This window comes from Novipirellula methanifontis, from assembly GCF_052161655.1.
In the GTDB taxonomy this organism is placed as follows: domain Bacteria; phylum Planctomycetota; class Planctomycetia; order Pirellulales; family Pirellulaceae; genus Novipirellula.
In genome coordinates this window covers 2,807,413-2,825,433 of the sequence record NZ_CP197418.1, presented here as the reverse complement: position 1 = coordinate 2,825,433, position 18,021 = coordinate 2,807,413, and the positions used below count along the sequence as shown (strand labels likewise).

At 54.2% G+C, this 18,021-nt stretch carries 13 protein-coding genes, 1 tRNA gene and 1 pseudogene; 5 read left to right on the top strand and 10 right to left on the bottom strand.

Annotation, left to right across the window (positions count from 1 at the left end):
- Positions 1-32: 32 nt before the first annotated feature.
- Entirely contained in the window at positions 33-1,025 is a 993-nt protein-coding gene (locus tag SH528x_RS09865) for a potassium channel family protein (protein WP_442510355.1), read from the bottom strand.
- Positions 1,026-1,414: 389 nt separating this feature from the next.
- Between SH528x_RS09865 and SH528x_RS09860 the strand changes: the two genes are divergently transcribed.
- Positions 1,415-2,365, top strand: coding sequence for a universal stress protein (locus SH528x_RS09860; RefSeq protein WP_442510354.1), 951 nt, complete (start codon positions 1,415-1,417; stop codon positions 2,363-2,365).
- Positions 2,366-3,178: 813 nt separating this feature from the next.
- Positions 3,179-4,159, top strand: a pseudogene (locus tag SH528x_RS09855) (ISAzo13 family transposase); the annotation flags it as partial.
- Between the two features lie 37 nt (positions 4,160-4,196).
- On the opposite strand, the gene SH528x_RS09850 reads toward SH528x_RS09855, so the two are convergent.
- The 4 genes from SH528x_RS09850 to SH528x_RS09835 all read right to left on the bottom strand — a co-directional run bounded on the left by SH528x_RS09850 (position 4,197) and on the right by SH528x_RS09835 (position 8,559).
- A complete protein-coding gene (locus SH528x_RS09850) occupies positions 4,197-5,099 on the bottom strand; it encodes a universal stress protein (RefSeq protein WP_442510353.1) in 903 nt (300 codons plus the stop codon).
- Between the two features lie 80 nt (positions 5,100-5,179).
- Positions 5,180-6,289, bottom strand: a complete 1,110-nt coding sequence (locus SH528x_RS09845) for an HTTM domain-containing protein (RefSeq protein ID WP_442510352.1) — start codon at positions 6,287-6,289, stop codon at positions 5,180-5,182.
- 13 nt (positions 6,290-6,302) lie between these two features.
- The gene (locus SH528x_RS09840; RefSeq protein WP_442510351.1) at positions 6,303-7,226 is read right to left on the bottom strand and encodes a hypothetical protein; all 924 of its coding nucleotides are present in this window, start codon (positions 7,224-7,226) and stop codon (positions 6,303-6,305) included.
- Between the two features lie 301 nt (positions 7,227-7,527).
- Positions 7,528-8,559 carry a hypothetical protein gene (locus tag SH528x_RS09835; protein WP_442510350.1) on the bottom strand — a complete coding sequence of 344 codons (1,032 nt, stop codon included), beginning with the start codon at positions 8,557-8,559 and terminating at the stop codon, positions 7,528-7,530.
- A 683-nt stretch (positions 8,560-9,242) separates the two neighbouring features.
- Here SH528x_RS09835 and SH528x_RS09830 point away from each other — a divergent pair.
- Positions 9,243-9,316, top strand: a tRNA-Pro gene (locus tag SH528x_RS09830).
- 152 nt (positions 9,317-9,468) lie between these two features.
- Here the strand turns inward: SH528x_RS09830 and SH528x_RS09825 are convergent.
- The 3 genes from SH528x_RS09825 to SH528x_RS09815 all read right to left on the bottom strand — a co-directional run bounded on the left by SH528x_RS09825 (position 9,469) and on the right by SH528x_RS09815 (position 13,969).
- Positions 9,469-10,257, bottom strand: a complete 789-nt coding sequence (locus SH528x_RS09825) for an SDR family NAD(P)-dependent oxidoreductase (RefSeq protein WP_442510349.1) — start codon at positions 10,255-10,257, stop codon at positions 9,469-9,471.
- Between the two features lie 379 nt (positions 10,258-10,636).
- Entirely contained in the window at positions 10,637-11,446 is an 810-nt protein-coding gene (locus SH528x_RS09820; protein WP_442512105.1) for a helix-turn-helix domain-containing protein, read from the bottom strand.
- A gap of 981 nt (positions 11,447-12,427) precedes the next feature.
- Entirely contained in the window at positions 12,428-13,969 is a 1,542-nt protein-coding gene (locus SH528x_RS09815; RefSeq protein WP_442510348.1) for a phytoene desaturase family protein, read from the bottom strand.
- 217 nt (positions 13,970-14,186) lie between these two features.
- Here SH528x_RS09815 and SH528x_RS09810 point away from each other — a divergent pair, with 217 nt between their 5' ends.
- Positions 14,187-14,411: a hypothetical protein gene (locus SH528x_RS09810; RefSeq protein ID WP_442510347.1), complete on the top strand. Its 225-nt coding sequence runs from the start codon at positions 14,187-14,189 to the stop codon at positions 14,409-14,411.
- A 4-nt stretch (positions 14,412-14,415) separates the two neighbouring features.
- Positions 14,416-15,801, top strand: a complete 1,386-nt coding sequence (locus SH528x_RS09805) for a phenylacetate--CoA ligase family protein (protein WP_442510346.1) — start codon at positions 14,416-14,418, stop codon at positions 15,799-15,801.
- Positions 15,802-16,106: 305 nt separating this feature from the next.
- Here SH528x_RS09805 and SH528x_RS09800 read toward each other — a convergent pair whose 3' ends face one another.
- Together SH528x_RS09800 and SH528x_RS09795 are read right to left on the bottom strand one after the other, a co-directional pair.
- The gene (locus SH528x_RS09800) at positions 16,107-17,387 is read right to left on the bottom strand and encodes a peptidase MA family metallohydrolase (RefSeq protein ID WP_442510345.1); all 1,281 of its coding nucleotides are present in this window, start codon (positions 17,385-17,387) and stop codon (positions 16,107-16,109) included.
- Positions 17,387-17,884, bottom strand: a complete 498-nt coding sequence (locus SH528x_RS09795) for a sigma-70 family RNA polymerase sigma factor (RefSeq protein ID WP_442512104.1) — start codon at positions 17,882-17,884, stop codon at positions 17,387-17,389. The genes SH528x_RS09800 and SH528x_RS09795 overlap by 1 nt, the downstream gene beginning before the upstream one ends.
- Between the last annotated feature and the right edge of the window lie 137 nt (positions 17,885-18,021).

Below are 18,021 nucleotides of genomic sequence, written 5' to 3'. Positions count from 1 at the left end.
GCCTTTCAAGGTTTTAGATGCGGCAGGGGGAGTTAAGATACGTCTTGGTTATCACACGAAAGCACGGCAGAAATGGCAGCGACTTTGCCCAACGCGATCAGCACGTCGTCCGCATTGATGACGGTCTTACCCGACGGTGGAAGCAATATCTCGCCGTCGGGACGACGGATCGCAACCACGATGACGCCGCGACTGCGAAAATCGGTTGCGGATAGCGTGCGGCCCGCACAAGGTGAATCCGTCGTGACGCGAATCTCCGCCAGATCCAACGTCGCCCCCGTACCCGAGACGAACTCGAAAAAATCTTCGACGTGCGGATTGATTAACAATTGCGCCATCGTCGCCGCCCCGTTGGCGAACAGACTGACCACGTGATTGGCACCCGCCTTTTCCATCTTGTGAGCGCTGCTCTCGTCGGTGGCTCGAGCGATGATTTGTAATTCAGGTGCGATTAATCGAGCCGACAGCACCACGTAGAGATTGTCGGCGTCACTGTCCAAAACAACCGCCAACCCACGAGCCCGGTGGATCCCCGCGTCCAACAGCGTGCAATCGCTGGTCGCGTCGTCACGCACGCACGGCCAGCCGTGTTGTTCACATTCGGTAAGCGTGTCTTCGTTTAGGTCGACGACGACAAACGGCAGTTTGCGATCCGCTAAATGACGACAGATCGTTCGCCCCATGCGGCCATAGCCACACACAATGAAATGGTTTTTAACCGATTGAAGTGTCGAATTCATTCCTCGTTTCCTTAACCAAGTTCGTAGCTCCGCACGGACGATCATCTCACCGAGTTGGACGACCGCAAAAAGAAAGACACCTAAACCGCATACCAAATAGATCATCACAAAGACACGACTGCGGTCTGACAGCGGTCGAACTTCGTCGTACCCCACCGTGCTCAACGTGATCACCGTCATGAACGCGGAATCCATCAGCGACCAACCTTCCACAAGCCAAAACCAACCGGTGCCGACGGAGGTGAGAGCCACAAGCACGGCTACGATCCAGGCCAATTGACGCATCTTCGCTCCTTGTGCTTTGGCCGGATTAAAAATAGGGGTTGGAACTGTTTGCGGGAAAACAATTGCATTCACCATGCCAAAGAACGCCAGCAACGGTGTTGGCGTCACAAGGTCGCAATTCGCACGCTCGCGTGTGCAACAGGGCACATATGAACCCCTGGTACCCTTATGTAATGGGTCGATTACGCACACTCAAAATGCTTCAATCGATTGCGAAAACGCCCCTTGAAGGCGGAGTGGGGCTAGGCTTTGGCGATCTGATTCTCAAACCGCTGCTTGGCACATCATTTGCCTTTTGGGAGCGGTAAGGAACGGGGGCAATCGTCGACGCTTAGAGCACACCTGTTCCCACCGTATTCCAGCTCGCACCAAGGCACAAGAGATCTGAGATGAAGCGATTTAAATCCATCCTCGTGGGCGTCGATCTTGCCGAAGGCGACCGATATGTCGTCGACAACATCCCCGCCTCATCCATGAAAGCCATCACGCGAGCGATTTGGTTGGCCAAGACTAATGACGCGCATCTGACTTTCCTTCACGTGCTGTCCCCTTGGGCTCCGAATCTCGACGCAGAAACGCAGCTATTGGTTCAGGAGGGACATGGCCAACGAACCGTACGTGACCACGCCAAGGAGGTGATGGCCAAGTTGGTGCAACACGCTTATGACGAGGGCGTTGAAGCGGACAACCGTGTCGTGTTCGGCAAAAGTTGGATGGAGTTGATTCGGCAAGTGTTATGGAAGCACCACGATTTAGTGATCGTCGGCGCCAAAGATGACCATCCGAAGAATCCGTTTGCAACGGGCAGTAGCACTGTCAAACTGTTGCGGAAATGTCCGAGCCCCGTGTGGGTTACCAAATCATCGCCAGAACACAATATCCGTTCGGTACTGGTTGCTCACGATTTACGTCCCGTCGGCGAAGCTGTTATGGAATTGGGATGTTCAACGGCAGAACTTCATCATGCCGAACTTCACGTATTGCACGCGGTCGAATACCGCGAGCACGATCATATCTTTCCCGCTCCCGTCTCGGACGAAGAAGCGGCGCAGTACAGGCAAAACGCCGAAGCACAGATCAACGCCCAACTGAAGGGCTATGACCTGCCTCACGAAGCGCACATTCACTTTACGACGCGACCGCCGGATTTCGCGATTTGGCACTGTATCGAAGAGTTTGACATCGACCTGCTGGTGATGGGAACGCTGGGCCGATCAGGCATCTCGGGGCTGATGACTGGCAACACGGCTGAGCGACTGTTGCCGCTCGTCCCCTGTTCGATCTTGGCTGTCAAACCGAGTGGATTCGAGACACCCGTGACGCTTCCGCATCACCCATAGTGCAGGTGTCGTCCGTGTTATTAAGGCGCCAGCATGGAGCGAGCGGCGCCTCGCCTTGACTGCCAAAACTTCGGTGTTGTCATCGGATATTGGGGGTGAGTGTTTTTTTCAGCCTATATTGCAGTTACCTCTCCACCGACGAAGTCGGGGGAGAGGTCGAGCACGCCCTTTAGGCGTTGCTCGGGTGAGGGGGCGACCGCGCTATCGGTGAGCAAATCCGGTGCAAGCGGCGTTACCGCTGGCGAGCGAGTTGCTCGGTCAGCCCCCTCACCCGAACGTCGCTGAAGGCTCCATTCGACCTCTCCCCCAACGAAGTTGGTGGAGAGGTGGCAGAAAGCCGGCGCAACTAAAAGTTACAACAACACCAACGTTTTAGCATTCCATCGTTTGCCTTCAAACATTCCGGACTCCGCGATCCAGCGTTCTGATCGCGGGGGACGTGAAATGTATTACTGACGGATGTCTATGCTAGCAAAGTCGCGGCGGGACAGGAATGGAAATTGCGGCCCATGTCTGGAGTGTTCAATCTATTTCACTTCAACATCCACGGAGGATGGACATGATTCAAAATGATTCATTACTGGCTCCTGAAAAGGAGGAACAAATCAAGGCGGTTTTCAACTCCCTTTCCGAGAAAAACAAGCGGCGTTACGCTGCCTCCCTGTCGTTGACCCTGCCACATGGCGGGTGTGAGTATCTCAGTCAACTTCTAGGTTGTTCGCATTCCACTATCACTCGTGGGCGAGCTGAACTTGAGCGTCTTAGCAATGCAGACGACCCCGCAGAAGGTAGAGTCCGGAAGAAGGGGGCCGGACGACCAAAAAAGAAGAGGCTCATCCGGAGGTTCTCGATGAGTTAGATGAGATTCTCGATGAGCGAACCGCAGGAAGCCCAACGGACTGTACCGTTCACTGGACTTGTCTTTCCATCAGCGAAATCACGAAACGATTGTGCGAGGCTTGCACTTCCATCTCTCGTCCTGTGGTGGCTCGTCTGTGTCGCGAGAGGAACCTCCGAAAGCGACAACAAGTCAAATCGGTGACCAAAGCTCCCAGCCGTAACCGTGATGAGCAGTTCGGCATTATTGATCAGATGCGAAAGCGGTTTCGCCGTACAAAAGACGCGGTTCTGAGTATCGACAGCAAACAGAAAGAACTGCTGGGTAACGTCCATCGACCGGGTGAAGTTCTTGCCGATGGTCCGATTGATGTGCTCGATCACGCGCTGCCTTCTTACGCCCAAGCGGAGGTGATCACCCACGGGATCTACGCTCCACAACAGAATATTGCCCACATGAATCTAAACACCAGCCATGACACTGGAGCCTTTTCTTGCCATAGTCTGGGATGGTTTTGGAAACACATCGGCCGCCAACTGTTCTCCACGGCTGATCGAATCCTTGTGCTGCTGGACTGTGGTGGGAGCAACAGCAATAAATCAAGTACTTTTAAGTGGCACTTGGGACGTTTGTCAGCTGAGTTCGGGTTACCAATTCAGGTGGCGCACTACCCGGTTTTTTGTTCCAAATACAACCCTATCGAACGTCGCGTTTTTCCGTGGGTCGAGCGGGCCTATAGCGGTCAGCTCTTTACAGCACTTCGGGAGATGGTCATGGCAATTGAATCCCGGGCCACAACCTCAACAGGGCTCGTGACAACCGGCCACATCATCCAAAAGTCATTTACGCCAGCATCACGGAAACAGATCCAACGCACCAAGGACCCTCCTGTAGAATACCTCACGGATCTGCCGGAATATAACTACCGGCTTACACCAGAAATGCATCAACAATAGATTTCACGTCCCGAGCGATCAGCGACAATCCGCGTGCTTAATCGCTTTCGGTAGTGTGATGGTGGCGTGATATCCACACACTGCATGGTGCATGGCGGAGCACGTATTTAGTGGTGCTGCCGAGAAACACATCGTGCAGCAAGCTGTGCCCAGTGTCCCCGAGGATCACCAGGTCGCTTTGATGATGCTCACTAAATCTGACGATCGCTTCGCCCTCGTGTTGACAACTGACCACGTGCGGATGCGTATTTGGCAGTGTCTCTGATATCTGTTTGGCCATGTACTCGGCTTTGCCTTTCATCTGCTCCAACGCCTTCGCTTCATCCTCTAAGACGCCTGCCGCCACCCCTTCGCTCATCAGATAGTCATAGCTTGGCGCAACACTAAGCACGCTGAACTCGCAATCCGGATCCCACTTCAAACTCATCATTTCGTTGATCGCTTCACGCGATGCCAACGATCCATCATAAGCAATCGTGATTTTCTTGGGGCACACATGGGGACGGTGGTCTTTATCGGGCGGTCGCACGACTAACACCGAACATTGTGCGTGGGTTGCTACACGATCTGAAATGCTGCCGAGCAACATGCGGGTGACCAACGAATGGCCGACTGCCCCGATCACGATCAGATCCGCCACGATGCGTCGTGAAACCTCAAGAATCGACTTCGCAACGTTGCCGGTTTGATGGAGTTTGGAGAAATAGTTCTGGCACTGATCCGCGAAAAGCTCCTCCAATTCGGCGTGATGCCTTGCGACAAATTGCTGTTCCTGTTCTTCCCGTTCCAGGTTCTGAGGGTTGCCGTGAACCGACAACTCTGGCTCCAGCGAAACCGTCAACACCGCCAACTTTAACTGCCGTTGGAAATCCAGGTGATGCAACAACTGAGCCGCGTTATTTGCGAGCGGCGAGCCATCGGACGCGAGCAAGACTTTCATCACAATTCCTCCAAAGTGTTACATGGAGCTCAACTGCATAATAACACATTGTGATTGCCACCTGGGGGAAAATACTTGGTTCAGACGCCAGAGAGTTCCGCGGACGCGTCGACGTCCTCTGTTGGGGCTGTTTCGGCTAATGCCGGTTCGGTCGATGCCGCTTTTGGTTCGGTGAGTACGCCGATGACCCAGCGAATCGACGACGGTGCAACGAACGCCAAACATCCCGTAATCATGATCAAACCAAATCCGATCAACCCCATCAGCGTTGCGATCCCCATGTGCAATCCAATGGCCCCCACCAACAACAGCGGACGTAGTAATCGATTCCAAATCAAAAATGCAAAACCGATTTCAAACACCAGCGTCGCTACGACCGAAAGTGACGAAAACCACTCCAGTTGAACGTCACTGAAATTCCCCAACCAACGCAGGTCCACCGGTGCCAATTCGTAGCCCATCAAAGATCGAAGGACTGCGGTACCGTCCCACCACGTCTCGCCTTGCAGTTTGGCAAGTCCCGAACAGAGATAGATCACACACATGTGAATTTGAATCATCCGCAACGACACGTTGGCAAGCCACGAGTCGTCGCCCGTTTCGGGAAGTGGCGAATCCGATTTCTTTGCACGCCAATTTCGGATCCAGCGATCGACCGAATAGGCTCGTCCGCTCGGACCGATTAACAGATACAACAAGATCATCGCCAAGATCGAATCCATTCCAAACCAGGCAACGTAACTGCGATGGACGAAACTCAAATGCCCTACCAGCACCAACAAATTGGCGGTGCGTGAAAAACATCCCACCATGAAACAAAACGCGGCCGTCACCAAGCCCCAGTACAACGCCGATGCCGCGGCCTCGGAGTGAACATGGTTCCAAATCGATTGTCCCCACCACCGAGCGACAAACTCATCCGTCCCTTCCGCCGATTCCGTTCCAAGTTGCTGCAAATTACCAATCGCTTGAGAATCAATCCAAGCGTTTGGCCCGATTAAATTTAATCGCTCCGGTGCACAGCTTAGGAAGATGTACAGGACAACAAACCCAGCGCAAATTCGCACGACCGATAGCGTCGCAGGATCGATGGATGTGAACCAGAAATCACTCCAGCCCACCGTCAGCGTTTTCCACAGCTGTGCCACGTAGGCTTGCACTGGACGCAATAAAGTTAGCAAGCGTTGCATAGTCGAGTGCCCCTTATTCATTAGTCTCATCAGGATCGAGCCCGAGTGCCCGCAGCACGTGATCGGTCACTTCCGCAGCGTCGGGTGCGATCATTTCGGGGTTTTGGTACACCAAGCGACGAACGGGTTCGGGTATCCCAAGTCGGTCAAGTTCCGCTAACAAAGTCTCCGGCGTTTGATCCTCAACGGGAATCTTAAAAAGCTCGGGCACAATGTCATTGCTAATCATGTCGCTCACCAAGATCGGCGTTTTGCAATAGCGAACGACGTCTTTGTCAATCTGAGTTCCATCAGAGCGATATGCGCCCAAATACATCGGTTGATACAGACGCAAATCGGTATAGTCCCAACCTTCACGAATCTGGTCCGGCATAATGTAAAGGTGGGCAACACGATAAATTTCGATCGACATCAAATCGCCTTCGTCACGGAGCGATTGCGTCACCGCTTTTTCGGATCCGATATGCCGAGCAAACGACGACAAACAGATTTGCGTCACAGGGCTGACGAAACCTTTGTCGGGATCATCTTCGTCGGGATAGGTGGTCGACCCCATGTTGGCAACCGACAACATCCGCGTGTATGCCAACGGAGTGGCAAAGTCTTGGCGTTTAGGGAACTCAATCCAACGAATCCGGCCGTCTTGATAGGTCAAGCGAAACCAGACGACAAAATTGGGGCCTGGGTTGGGCGCGAAGAACCGATATCCATTTCGAAGAAACAGTGTTTCAAGATAGGGCTGAAAAGGTTCATTCAGCTGCATCGCCACATAAGGCGACGTGTACTTGCCGCTGCCCGATGAGGTGACGGCGGTCAGGATTGCAAAGAAATGGATGCCCACCAATAGGCTAACCAACCACTGGATTTTTAAGCTTGGTTTTGTTTTCGATGCTGACGTTTCAGCGGAAGCGATTTCGTTGTCGTCGTCAAATTTCATCGTATCGTCCCCATCCAAAGTAGCCCCATGTGGGATAGGCTTCCAGCCTGTCATCACCGTCACTTCCAACGTGGGATAGGCTTCCAGCCTGTCATTTACTCATTTAGCGGAAGGGAACAATCCCTCCGATACTTCCGGTTGGCAACTCAAGCGTCATGCCGAAGTCCGCCCGGACTATTTCGGATATTTCACTCTGCAGCCGGACGAATCCCCCCGCGACGACAGAGACAGCGTGATAGCCGTCCTGTCGTTTCAATCATTCTTGGTTCATGTCATTCTTGGTACACGAATGTCCGCGAACCTAGTGGTGTCCGTGGTGGCTACCGCCCCAGTGGCCACCGCCACCGTGACCACCACCGTGACCGCCCCAGTGACCACCCCAGTGGCTACCGCCATGTCCGCCGTGACCACCGTGACCACCACCCCAGTGGCCGCCGTAGTGACCATGACCGCCTCCGAAGTGACCGCCGAAGTGACCACCACCATGGCCGCCGTGTCCGCCAAAGTGACCATGGAAGCTGCCGTGACCGAAGTGACCGATGAAGTCACGCGTTGCGCCACGAATCTTCTCGAGAGTATCGACGGTTGGATCGACTTTGCCCGCTTGCTTGACCATCACCAAACTATCGTCGATCGTCTTTTTAAGCGATTCAATTTGGGCGCTGGGCACGCCTTCGAGTTTGTCGACTTCTCCACGCAGAGATTCCAGCACCTTGGCATCACCACCCAATCGTGCTGCGCGAACGGCGAGCAAGAATCCTTGCAAATCCGCCAGGTCAGCCGCGTCAATTTGGTCCACAGGCACCTGCAACGAAGGAGTCATATCGCGAGCGGTACCGCCCAACTTCGCCGCCATTGCGACCTGACCGATCAGTTCCTTGTTGCCATCGGCTTCGGCAGCGGCTTTAATTCGAGCTAGTGTCGCGTCGTCTTTGTTTTCGCCCGCGATTTTTGCAGCGGCTTGTAACAAGTCGGCTGAAGCAATGGCATGGTGCGGTCGTCGCAAGATGCGTTCGCCCTCTTGTAGCTGCAGTGCGATGTCGGTCATCAGTACCGCATTCAAATCGCCCCAAGCCACCGACAGCAGCGAGACATCGGCGTACTTGCTGAACGCCGGATCTTGCATCTCAGGCGGCAACGCGTCTTCGGGGCTGGCTAAGACGATCATTAAATCGGCCAGCGTCATGTCGCTGACTTTGATCTCTTCGGCCGGCTTGCCCGCGTCCGCTTCCGCGTTCGGCTCGGCCTTGTCTTGTGCCATCAGCACAAATGGAATTGCTACCAGCCCGGCGGCTAGCAGCAATGGGAATCTGTTCCGGAGAAAGCGTTTCATGATAGTGTCCTAGTTCGAGAGAGTGATTCGAGCGAGTGAGAGGAAAAGAAAGGGTGCTTTTCAACAACGCAACGGTCATCGAATACGAAACGTTTCGGCAACTTGGTGTACAAAAACACCGGTAGAAAAGCGGCATCGGCAACGCGAGGGCACCAACCGGCTAAATGGAAGACGGATCGTTGGTGAAACGGGCGATCCCCCATCTTTGTACACTTGGCTGCCCCCCCCGCATTCTAGCGGCATTCCCCACGTGGGTGTGCGGAAGGTTTCTAAAAACGATCAACGCAAACAGGAATCGCAGCGGACACCGCCCCGGCGTTTTTTGCAGAGCCGTTAGGATTCAGGGCACGTCAACAAATGTTTGCAGCTTCGAAGCCCTGAGGAATCGCTGGGAAAATTGCTTGCAATGGCCGCGCACGTCCATGTATCTACAAAACACCGGAGGGACAAAAGCACGAATGGGGCACCGTTCAATATTGTCCGCGACCCATAACTTGGATCTCAAAGGCGACTTCCGGTAACCCTCGGCATCGATTGCCAGCGCTGCATCGCGCGCGAGCCCACGGCGGGCGGACAAACGAGAAGCTCGGACAAAACCAATGCAGCGAAAACTGATTGGCAAGCCAGTATGGATCCGTTGACGAGGTCGGACACCGCAATGAAAATAGGGGCATCATCCACCACGGGGCGTGGCTCAGCCTGGTAGAGCGCTGCGTTCGGGACGCAGAGGTCGCAAGTTCAAATCTTGTCGCCCCGATTTGAATCTAAAACAGCTCGTCGCATTTATTTGTGGCGAGCTGTTTCTCGTTGAATTGCAATGGTTTACGCGATTTCTTGTCAGCTACCTTGGCAGTTCAAACAGATGCCCTTTTTTGCCCGCGTCACCTTAACGTTTCTTTTCCGACAACGTTAAGCAATCGTTGGAATGAGTCCTCCGTCGACTCGTATTGGTGCTCCGTTGATAGCCGATGCGAGTGGGCTGGCAACAAACGCAACCATGTTGGCAATCTCTTCCGGTTCTATCAATCTCTGAATCAACGAGGTCGGCCGATTGTCTGCCATGAATCGCTTCTCAGCCGAATCGTAGGGCTGGTCCGGGAAAAGGTTGCTGACGAATTCCTTCACACCTGGGGTTAACGTCGATCCAGGCATGACGGTGTTCACGGTAACGGAGCTTCCCTTGGTCAATTGAGCCAGACTACGCGAGACGGCAAGCTGTGCTGTCTTCGTCATCGCGTAGTGAGGCATTTCCGGAGCGGGCACCACGCCGGATTCGCTGCTGATGAAGATGATGCGTCCGGTGTTTTGCTCCAGCATTTCCTTCAGATAGTGCCGTGCAAGACGCACACCGCTCATCACGTTGATGTCAAAGATGTGCTGCCACGCTTCGTCCGTCAGGTCAAAAAAATCAACCGCTTCAAAAATGCCCAGATTGTTGACCAGGATATCGATCTGTGGATGTTCGGCGATCGTTCGTGCGACGCCTTCGGCCGTCCCATTGTCGGAAACCAGCCCGATCAAGTCGGCCTTCGGTTGACTCTCGCGAATTTTTCCAATCGCCGTGTCGACGCTCGCTTCGCTGCGACCATTGACGATTGTTGTTGCCCCTTCGGCAGCCAGGCGAGTCGCGATCGCCAGACCGATTCCGCCCGTTGATGCGGTGACCAGTGCTGTTTTATTGTTGAGTTCAAGATTCATCGAATTCTTATCCTATTGGTGTTGCAGAAGAGTGTGTTGTGTTTGTTGTCCAGGTCCAATCAGCGAATTGCGACTGGATTGAATCCCTGGCGTTCATGGATGGGTGTCGAAGCGAATACTTCAACAGCCGGGGCTGACTTGTAGCCCTTCAACGTCATGAGTTTAGGGAGGTGCCCGGGGAGCTTCTTGAACGATTTTGCGCGCCGTCAAAAGAATTGACCGCAAGGATTGACGCGGGCTCAGGACCTGCGGATCGTCCCCAGCGCTCGTCCACTTTGGCATCGAAACGGTGGATTTCTTAGCGGAAGTGCGCGAGCCATCCGACATTTCGCGATCTATTGCGCATGACACCGGACGGCTTTGGGGTTGCGACGGCGCGTCAGGAGTTGCTCGATGGATTCACCGCCTTGGAATACGCTCCCGGCGCGACCCCGATGAATCGTTTGAAATGCCGCGTGAAGTGCGACTGGTCCGCGAAACCGGCAGCGTAGGCGACATTTGCGAGCGTCTCACCGGCCATCAACATCTGCTGCGCACGACGCACGCGGATTTGAGAGAGATAGGCCTGGATGGGAATGCCGACCTCTTTGGAGAAGAGGCGGCTTAAATACGGGGCGGAGGTCCCAGCCAATTGGGCGAGTTCGTGAAGCGAGACATTCTCGCGGAATTTCGCTTCCAGGCTCTCCTTGACTCTGCGAATGTTCGCACGTCCCCGCTTTTTCGGAATGTCCGGCATTGATGCGTGCCGCACTAAAAGCTCGCAGATGGCTTCATAGAAGGCTGATTCCTGATCCAACTGCGAATCTCCGTCGTCCATCGCCCGGTGAGCCTGCAAAACGAGCTCCACAAGTTGCGTGTCGTCGATGACCGGGGGCAGCAACAATGGTTCGATATCACCGTTCCGGTCAAACGTCCTGACGATACTGGCGATGACGTTCGGGGCAGCATAGAGATAACGCCACGCTCCGGTAGCCGTGCACGAATGCACTTCATTGGGGTGAATGACAAGCAGCTTCCCCGGTCCGGTGAAGTATCGCTGGCCACGATAGAAAAATGTCCCCGTCCCGCCTTCGGAAACGCCCAGTTTGTATTCAGGGTGTGAGTGATTCGGCCAAGTGTGTTCGACCGACTCCCATTGATGCACCGTAATCCCGTCATCGGCAGAACCACGAACTTTGAAATGCTTCACTTTTAGCTCGGAAGCCATATTGTCCTCGGTGGCGATTCAAACAACGTGAAAGGCAACGGAGAGTTTACGTCGCGGGATGAGTGCGAGCAAGCAGGACGAAGAGTGGCCTGTCGGGGGCTTCCTATTCTACACGGAAAACGCCACGAAACCGCTAACACCCGACATCGAGAGATAACACTACCTGCGACATTCTAACGGCGGTCTGAACGGCCTCTTATGGTTTCACTGCTGTCTCCGGCACGGAATTGGGACAGTCCAAAGTGGTTAAGCAAAGCTTCAGACTTGCATCGGTGTTCCGACCAATGCGCGACGTCGCACCGCCCATTCCCCTCGTTAGTACTGCAACCAGATTACGTAAGTACGGCCGTAACTTGTCTGCACAGCAGCGGCTGCGTTGTTTGCAGCTCAACAACACCTCGGTGAAAAAGTTCTAACGGTGTCCTGTCGCCCCAATTTTGTTTCAAAACAGCTCGTTGCATTTATTTGTGGCGAGCTGTTTCTCTTCAAACGGCAACGGTTTACTGCGTTTTACCGCTTTCGCCTCGCGAGTTCGATTGGATCTGGAATATCGCCAATCCAATTTGCCGATCGCACTAATTTGTTTTGCGGCAATGGATTAGAGAGTTTAAATCCCGTCACCATCTCTTGATGGGTTTGGTCGCGACGTCGCACCGGATTTGCGCCATTAGTGCCCCGCTTCACTGACGTTCCAACGCAGCCCGAACTTCCGAGATCGGTTTCACCGACGCGATAAATAGACAAACGCAAACCGCTGAAGTTGATGCGGTCACTCGTATTAAACGCATGCCGAACAACAACAACAACTACTACGGCTTGCTCGCGGGCGATGCCTCCGCCAGTTCGAAGCAATTGTCGCAGTTCGCAGCGGTCTGATTCACCTCAGGCTGGTTGCTTGACAGAAATCAGTTCGGGATGGGTAGCTGGCACTTCGATGACCGCAGCACGACAAATCTAATTCGTCTACCCATTCATGTGCATAAAGACTTTGGGATCGATGCTGCCGGCGCACAGAAAGCCGGCCCAGAACGCTCCGGGAATACCGGGCGTCAGAACGTCCTGTCCGGTGAGGTAAAGTCCGTCGATCGGTGTTTTCATGCGGAGCGCTTCGGTCGTGATGCGGTGTGGAGTCACCTCGAGTCCGTAAAACGCCCCCATGCGGTGCCCTGTGATCGATGCGGTTGCCAGCGGCGTTGAGAGTTCGTGAAAGACGACTAGTTCAGCCAACCGCGGGAAGTACTTCGCGAACTGGTCCAGCAGGATCGTCTCGATCTTCTTTTTGAACGACTTGTAATCTTCCCCCCGCTCGCTCCGTGGAACGGACGCCCATTTCTCGACGGTTGACCAATCAGACCACACCATCAGTTCGCCAGCGTATTTTTTCTCCGGACCGGGATCGTGAGCTGGGTCTTTGAATGACGCGAAGGAAACGAACATGGCCTCCGGCGCGCTATCGGGGGCGTCCGTCCATAGCACATCGACTTCGCCCGTTGGATAGAGCCAATGGTTGGACTTTGTCATCCCGGCCGCTTCGACATCGCCCTCAAAGCCAAGGAACAATGAGTAGTGACAGATGTTCGACCCAATCGACCGAATCTCATTTACCCAATCGTCGTGGCCGTGGCCCTCCGGCAATAGCCGATCGACGGTTTCGCGAGCGCCGATGTTTGACACGATGCGTTTCGCACAGAACTTTTCTCCATCCGCAGTTTCGACCCCCGTGACAACTCCGTTTTCCATGACCAACGACGTAACTTCGACGCCCGCCCGCGTTTCGCCTCCGTTGTTCATAATGGTGGGCAACAGGTGCTCGGCAATCGAACCCGCCCCGCCGACTGGATAGTAAGCGCCTGCTTCCAGATACGAATACATCACGGCCGCGTGAATCGCAAAACTCGAAGTGGTTGGTCGACCACCGAAGTCGCCCCATTGGGCCATCAGGACCTTGGCAAGTTCCGCATTGCCTGTGATTTCATTGACGACTTCCACGGTTGTGCGTTCGCAGAATCTGCTAAGTTTCTTCCCGCGCCACCACTTCACGGCCGATGCAAAGACGGACGGCATGGAACGCACCTGCCCAACGGTGCTTACAGCGTCGCGGCCGTCGATGATCGCGTCAAACCAATTGCCGATCGCTTCCGCTTCGTCGGGAAAGCGTTCCTTCAAGTCTATTCGCTGTGCTGAAGCGGGACGCGAGAGTTTCAGCGGAGTCGTGTCGCCAATATGCAGCGTATCGTAAACGGCACCAATCGGAGCCAGTTCGATCGGCGAGTCACACAACCAATCCAGCATCGCTTTTTCGGATACATCCGGACCGAATCCGCCGAGGTAGTGAAGTCCGACGTCCCACGAAAATCCCTCACGCGAAAAGCTATGCGTTTGGCCGCCGAGCTTGTCGTACTGTTCCAGCATCAGCACCTTGTGTCCCAATCTGGAAAGTGCTGCGGCGGTGACCATCCCACCCATGCCAGAACCGATGACGATGATGTCCCACTCGTTTTTCATGATTTTCCCCGGATATCAAATCGACCCGAGCAGTGCACCACTCGGGTGCCGATCGCGCGAGTTCGCACACCTCGATCGCACAGTCTTTGTCGCGAAGTGCCAATGCGATCCGATCGACGATCTCCGCAGTATGGCCGTCGTAGACTGTAAAGGCGACCAGAAGTTTGAGCATCGAAGCGTGCTCCGTATCGGATGGCGTCGAAGCGTCTGAGTTCCGTTGAACTTTAAAACGCAACTCGCATGCCGAAAGAGACGAACCGTCAATGTTGGCACGCCCATTGCGATTACAACCGATCAGCTGCGTTATCTCGACGACACAAATCAACGCGCGGATAACATCAGCGAAACTCAAACCAAAGCGACTCGCCAACATGAACGTCAAGTCGGCACGATGAAGCGGCTTGAAAAGCCAATTCCAGCCATCCTAACCCTCGGAGCCTAGCTCGATGCGATTCAGCCTGCTGAGAACCTTGGGATACTTCGTTGAAGGACTTTGGACAGCCCGGGGCGGACGTAAAAGAATTGAAGCCCGGCAGCTGAAGAGACTTCGGCGTCTCGTTGAGAAAGTGCGGCAGGATTCCCCATTGTTTCGAAAACTATATTCCGATTTGAGGGATTCCAGCCTTATCGAATTGCATGAGCTTCCGGTGACTCGAAAGCCCGAACTGATGCGTAACTTCGATGACTGGCTGACCATTCGTTATCTCCCTCTTACCCGCGCACGGGAACACATGCGCGATATCAATCAACTGGGCGTTCCCATTGGCGATGTCGCTGTTTTTCGAACCTCCGGGACGTCAGGTGAGCCAGCCGTTATCGTATTGCCATCAGCCGTTTTCGAGCTTTTGTACGGTATTACCCTGGCTCGACTGGACCGAAGCCAACTCAGGATAATTAACGAAGCCCGTAAAGCCGGATTGGACGTGGCGATTAGCGGCGGAAACGGTCACTTTGCCGGGGCTGGCATTATCCAACTGATAAACCATTTGGTTCCCTGGCTGGCGAAGCGTACGACCTTTATTGAAGCCGGGCAACCGATTGAGAAAATTGTCGAGCAACTCAGTGCTCTCGATGGGATCGGCACCATTGTGACTTACCCAAGTGTATTGTCGATTCTGGCCAGGGAGAAGGAAGCTGGGCGACTGAATATTGAACCGACCCTTTTCAGAGTTAGCGGAGAGACTCTCACGGATGATCTTTGTCAGAAAGCTCGTCACGCGTTCCCATCCTTAAAGCATACTATTTTCAATTCCTATGCCAGTACCGAATGCTTCACGCCGTCGTTGCAGTGCAGCCATGGCCGCCATCACGTGCACGAAGACTGGGTGATTCTAGAGGCGGTTGACGAAAACATGCGACCGGTCCCTGATGGTTCTCTTTCGGGCACGGCTCTTCTGACCGTGCTCGTTAACGATGTTCAACCGATTATCCGCTATGACATGGGCGATCGTCTCAGGTTCTATCCAGACCCGTGTCCGTGCGGTTCACCGTTTCGTAGTTTTCAGGTCGAGGGGCGTCAGGCGACTCTGCTTCATATCGGAGATGTAGCATTGTCGCCCTTGGTCTTTGATCTCGAACATGAGCAGGCCCGGCGCATTCAGTTGGTCCAAACCGCCGAAAGAGAATTTGAGGTAAGGATTGAATTGGGAGAAGACGCCGACTCCGAGGCTGTTCTTTGCCAGGTGATACACTCCGTAAAACGGGTTTTTCAGGAGAACAACCTGCAGGATGTGGAGGTCAGAGAAAGCCAGAGTTCACCTCAGCTGACGGCAAGCGGCAAGTTCCATGAAATCCTGCCCCTAACGGATTGCGCAAGCACCGCCGCAACATGACTGAGTACAACAGATTGCGATATTTGCAGTTCGACAGGGCCGCGGTAAAAAGATTCTAACGGTGTCTTGTCGCCTCGATTCGAAATCAGAACAGCGCGTCGCGTTGATTCGCGGCTAGCTGCTTCTCGTTGAATCGCAAGGCTTTGCAGCGTTCAGTGACTTCTATCCGACGAATTCAAACGACTTCGAAATTCAATCCAAATTAAGTTGGATAGAATTCGCGTTTGCACCTGAGTGCGTCAGTTTTGCTGCTGAAGCTCGAGGGCTGGGGATGTGGGGGCTGGGGAAAATCTTGGGCTCTGGTCCTACTCGTCCTCCGTTTCACCGGTTTGCTGGAGGGAGTTTAACCATTGAGCTTCCAAATCGGCCAAACTCTCGAAGCCATACGCCGTCACGATTGCCGCAGGCAACTGGTTTGTCATGGCATCGGATTCAACACTGTGCAAACAGGCGGCCAACTTCCTCTTGCCACCTCGACCTATCAACCAGTCTACGATCATGCACGCTTGAGCATACATCAGATTCGCATCCTTCGGGTACTCTTTCATCGCAAACAATTCACTCAGCGGGAACAGAGTCCCGTTCTTTTGAGCGTCAGCGATTCGCTTGCGAAAATGTTCAGGAACTCCTTCAGACTCCTGCAACATCGAAATGCCTTCGTCAATCCAGCGTGGCAAAGGCACCTTGAACTGCGCGGCCATCACGAGGTGCATCACCTCGTGTCGTAGCATGCCCTGGATGCTTTCCGTGCGCCCTTGCAGGTGCATCATGGCGCCGTCGACTTTGCCATCAGCGTTGAACGTGTAGGTTGTGCTGCTGCGTCCATCGTGAGGTGCGATCTGGACATCGATCCCGCATAGCTTTGCGAAGGCTACGGGTTCTTGTTCAAACCACTGGTGCGTCAATTCCCGGTAGTAAGCTTCGGCGTCCTGATCGATTTTCGCCAACAGGTTCGGTTCGACCGATGCTGCGAAAGGATCCGATTCAACCCAAAAATGCCTCGTGCGAGATGCGGTCACCGGTCGCGGCTGGCTAGGCTTTGGCCCCGCAAGTAACCCTGAATTCGAATTCGCAGTTGCAGTTCCAGCCGATTCGGCAGCGGCCGCGTTCCATCGCAAATCGGGGTTCAAGAGTTCATCCACTCGTCGATCGATAATTTCCGCCTCCAACTTTTGTCTCGCTGCCAACAGACGACTCAGTTTGGCGACTCGCTGCTGCATCTGTTTCAATTCCGCCTCATTAAGCTGTTGCCTAGCACGGAAGGCGTCGAGCACCATTTTCCTGAGAAACTCGCGAGCTCGCGGGTCGAGTGTTTCTGCAGTCCCCGATTGTCGAAGTTTCGCCGCCGCTGCTTGGGAACGGTCGTCCGCTCGCTTCGCTGCCGATCGAAGATCTGCGTGGGCGTCAGCGCGATCGTCCGCTCGCCCTAAATTCGAAGCTTTTGTGTCAAACGGGTCCGTCACGTTTTGTGCGGGTATCGCTGGCGCGAAGGCCACCATGCTCAACAAGAGCATTGCCAGTACCGTGCCGGTCGCGCCTCGCACGGGGGAGCGCCGTTGCACGACGTTGTTGTTACGTTTCGTCATTATTGGTTCCAATCATTTTCAAAGCGAACTTCTAACTGCCGCAAGCCTTCGTTAACGCTTGCCCCTTCGACTGCTGTCATCCAGAATGCTTGCCAGGAGTCTTCCGCAAAGTGGTCTTTCACTTGTGCCGCCGCGTAGCGAAATAGCTCCTGCCGCCTTTCCCGCTGCCAGATCGCGGTCATGTCTTGACTTCTCTGCGGACTTTCTTGCAGCAATTCCCAGCCAGCCGACAATCCCGTTCCTCGCATTTCACTTTCTCGCTGAATCATGTTAATCACCGCATTTCGGGTGACTGTCGCCAGCCAGCTGCGAAACCGTCCTCGATCGGTTCCCGATTCCCAGCGATCGGCCGCGCGAGCGACGGACCAAAGCACCCGTTGGGTGATATCCTCGGCGTCGGCCTCTTGCAGTCCACTGCGACGTGCGAATCGAAAGATCAAAGGTTCATACAGACAAGCAAATTCGCTCCACGCCTGTCGATCCGCAGGATTCTGCAGCCGTGTAATCAGCGTTTCGCTCGTGTCAGGCCAAGGTTGAATCGTTTCTCCTTACAAGTAACACACGAACAGTGAGTAATCCTGACGCGAAATATCGAAACAAAATGCTTTTCTACTGGTTTGGGATTTGGACAGTG

What these genes read in the sequence shown, in the direction of transcription:
- SH528x_RS09865 (WP_442510355.1), bottom strand. Translation starts at nt 1,025, where the DNA reads ATGCGTCAATTGGCCTGGATCGTAGCCGTGCTTGTGGCTCTCACCTCC.
- SH528x_RS09860 (WP_442510354.1), top strand. Translation starts at nt 1,415, where the DNA reads ATGAAGCGATTTAAATCCATCCTCGTGGGCGTCGATCTTGCCGAAGGC.
- SH528x_RS09850 (WP_442510353.1), bottom strand. Translation starts at nt 5,099, where the DNA reads ATGAAAGTCTTGCTCGCGTCCGATGGCTCGCCGCTCGCAAATAACGCG.
- SH528x_RS09845 (WP_442510352.1), bottom strand. Translation starts at nt 6,289, where the DNA reads ATGCAACGCTTGCTAACTTTATTGCGTCCAGTGCAAGCCTACGTGGCA.
- SH528x_RS09840 (WP_442510351.1), bottom strand. Translation starts at nt 7,226, where the DNA reads ATGAAATTTGACGACGACAACGAAATCGCTTCCGCTGAAACGTCAGCA.
- SH528x_RS09835 (WP_442510350.1), bottom strand. Translation starts at nt 8,559, where the DNA reads ATGAAACGCTTTCTCCGGAACAGATTCCCATTGCTGCTAGCCGCCGGG.
- SH528x_RS09825 (WP_442510349.1), bottom strand. Translation starts at nt 10,257, where the DNA reads ATGAATCTTGAACTCAACAATAAAACAGCACTGGTCACCGCATCAACG.
- SH528x_RS09815 (WP_442510348.1), bottom strand. Translation starts at nt 13,969, where the DNA reads ATGAAAAACGAGTGGGACATCATCGTCATCGGTTCTGGCATGGGTGGG.
- SH528x_RS09805 (WP_442510346.1), top strand. Translation starts at nt 14,416, where the DNA reads ATGCGATTCAGCCTGCTGAGAACCTTGGGATACTTCGTTGAAGGACTT.
- SH528x_RS09800 (WP_442510345.1), bottom strand. Translation starts at nt 17,387, where the DNA reads ATGACGAAACGTAACAACAACGTCGTGCAACGGCGCTCCCCCGTGCGA.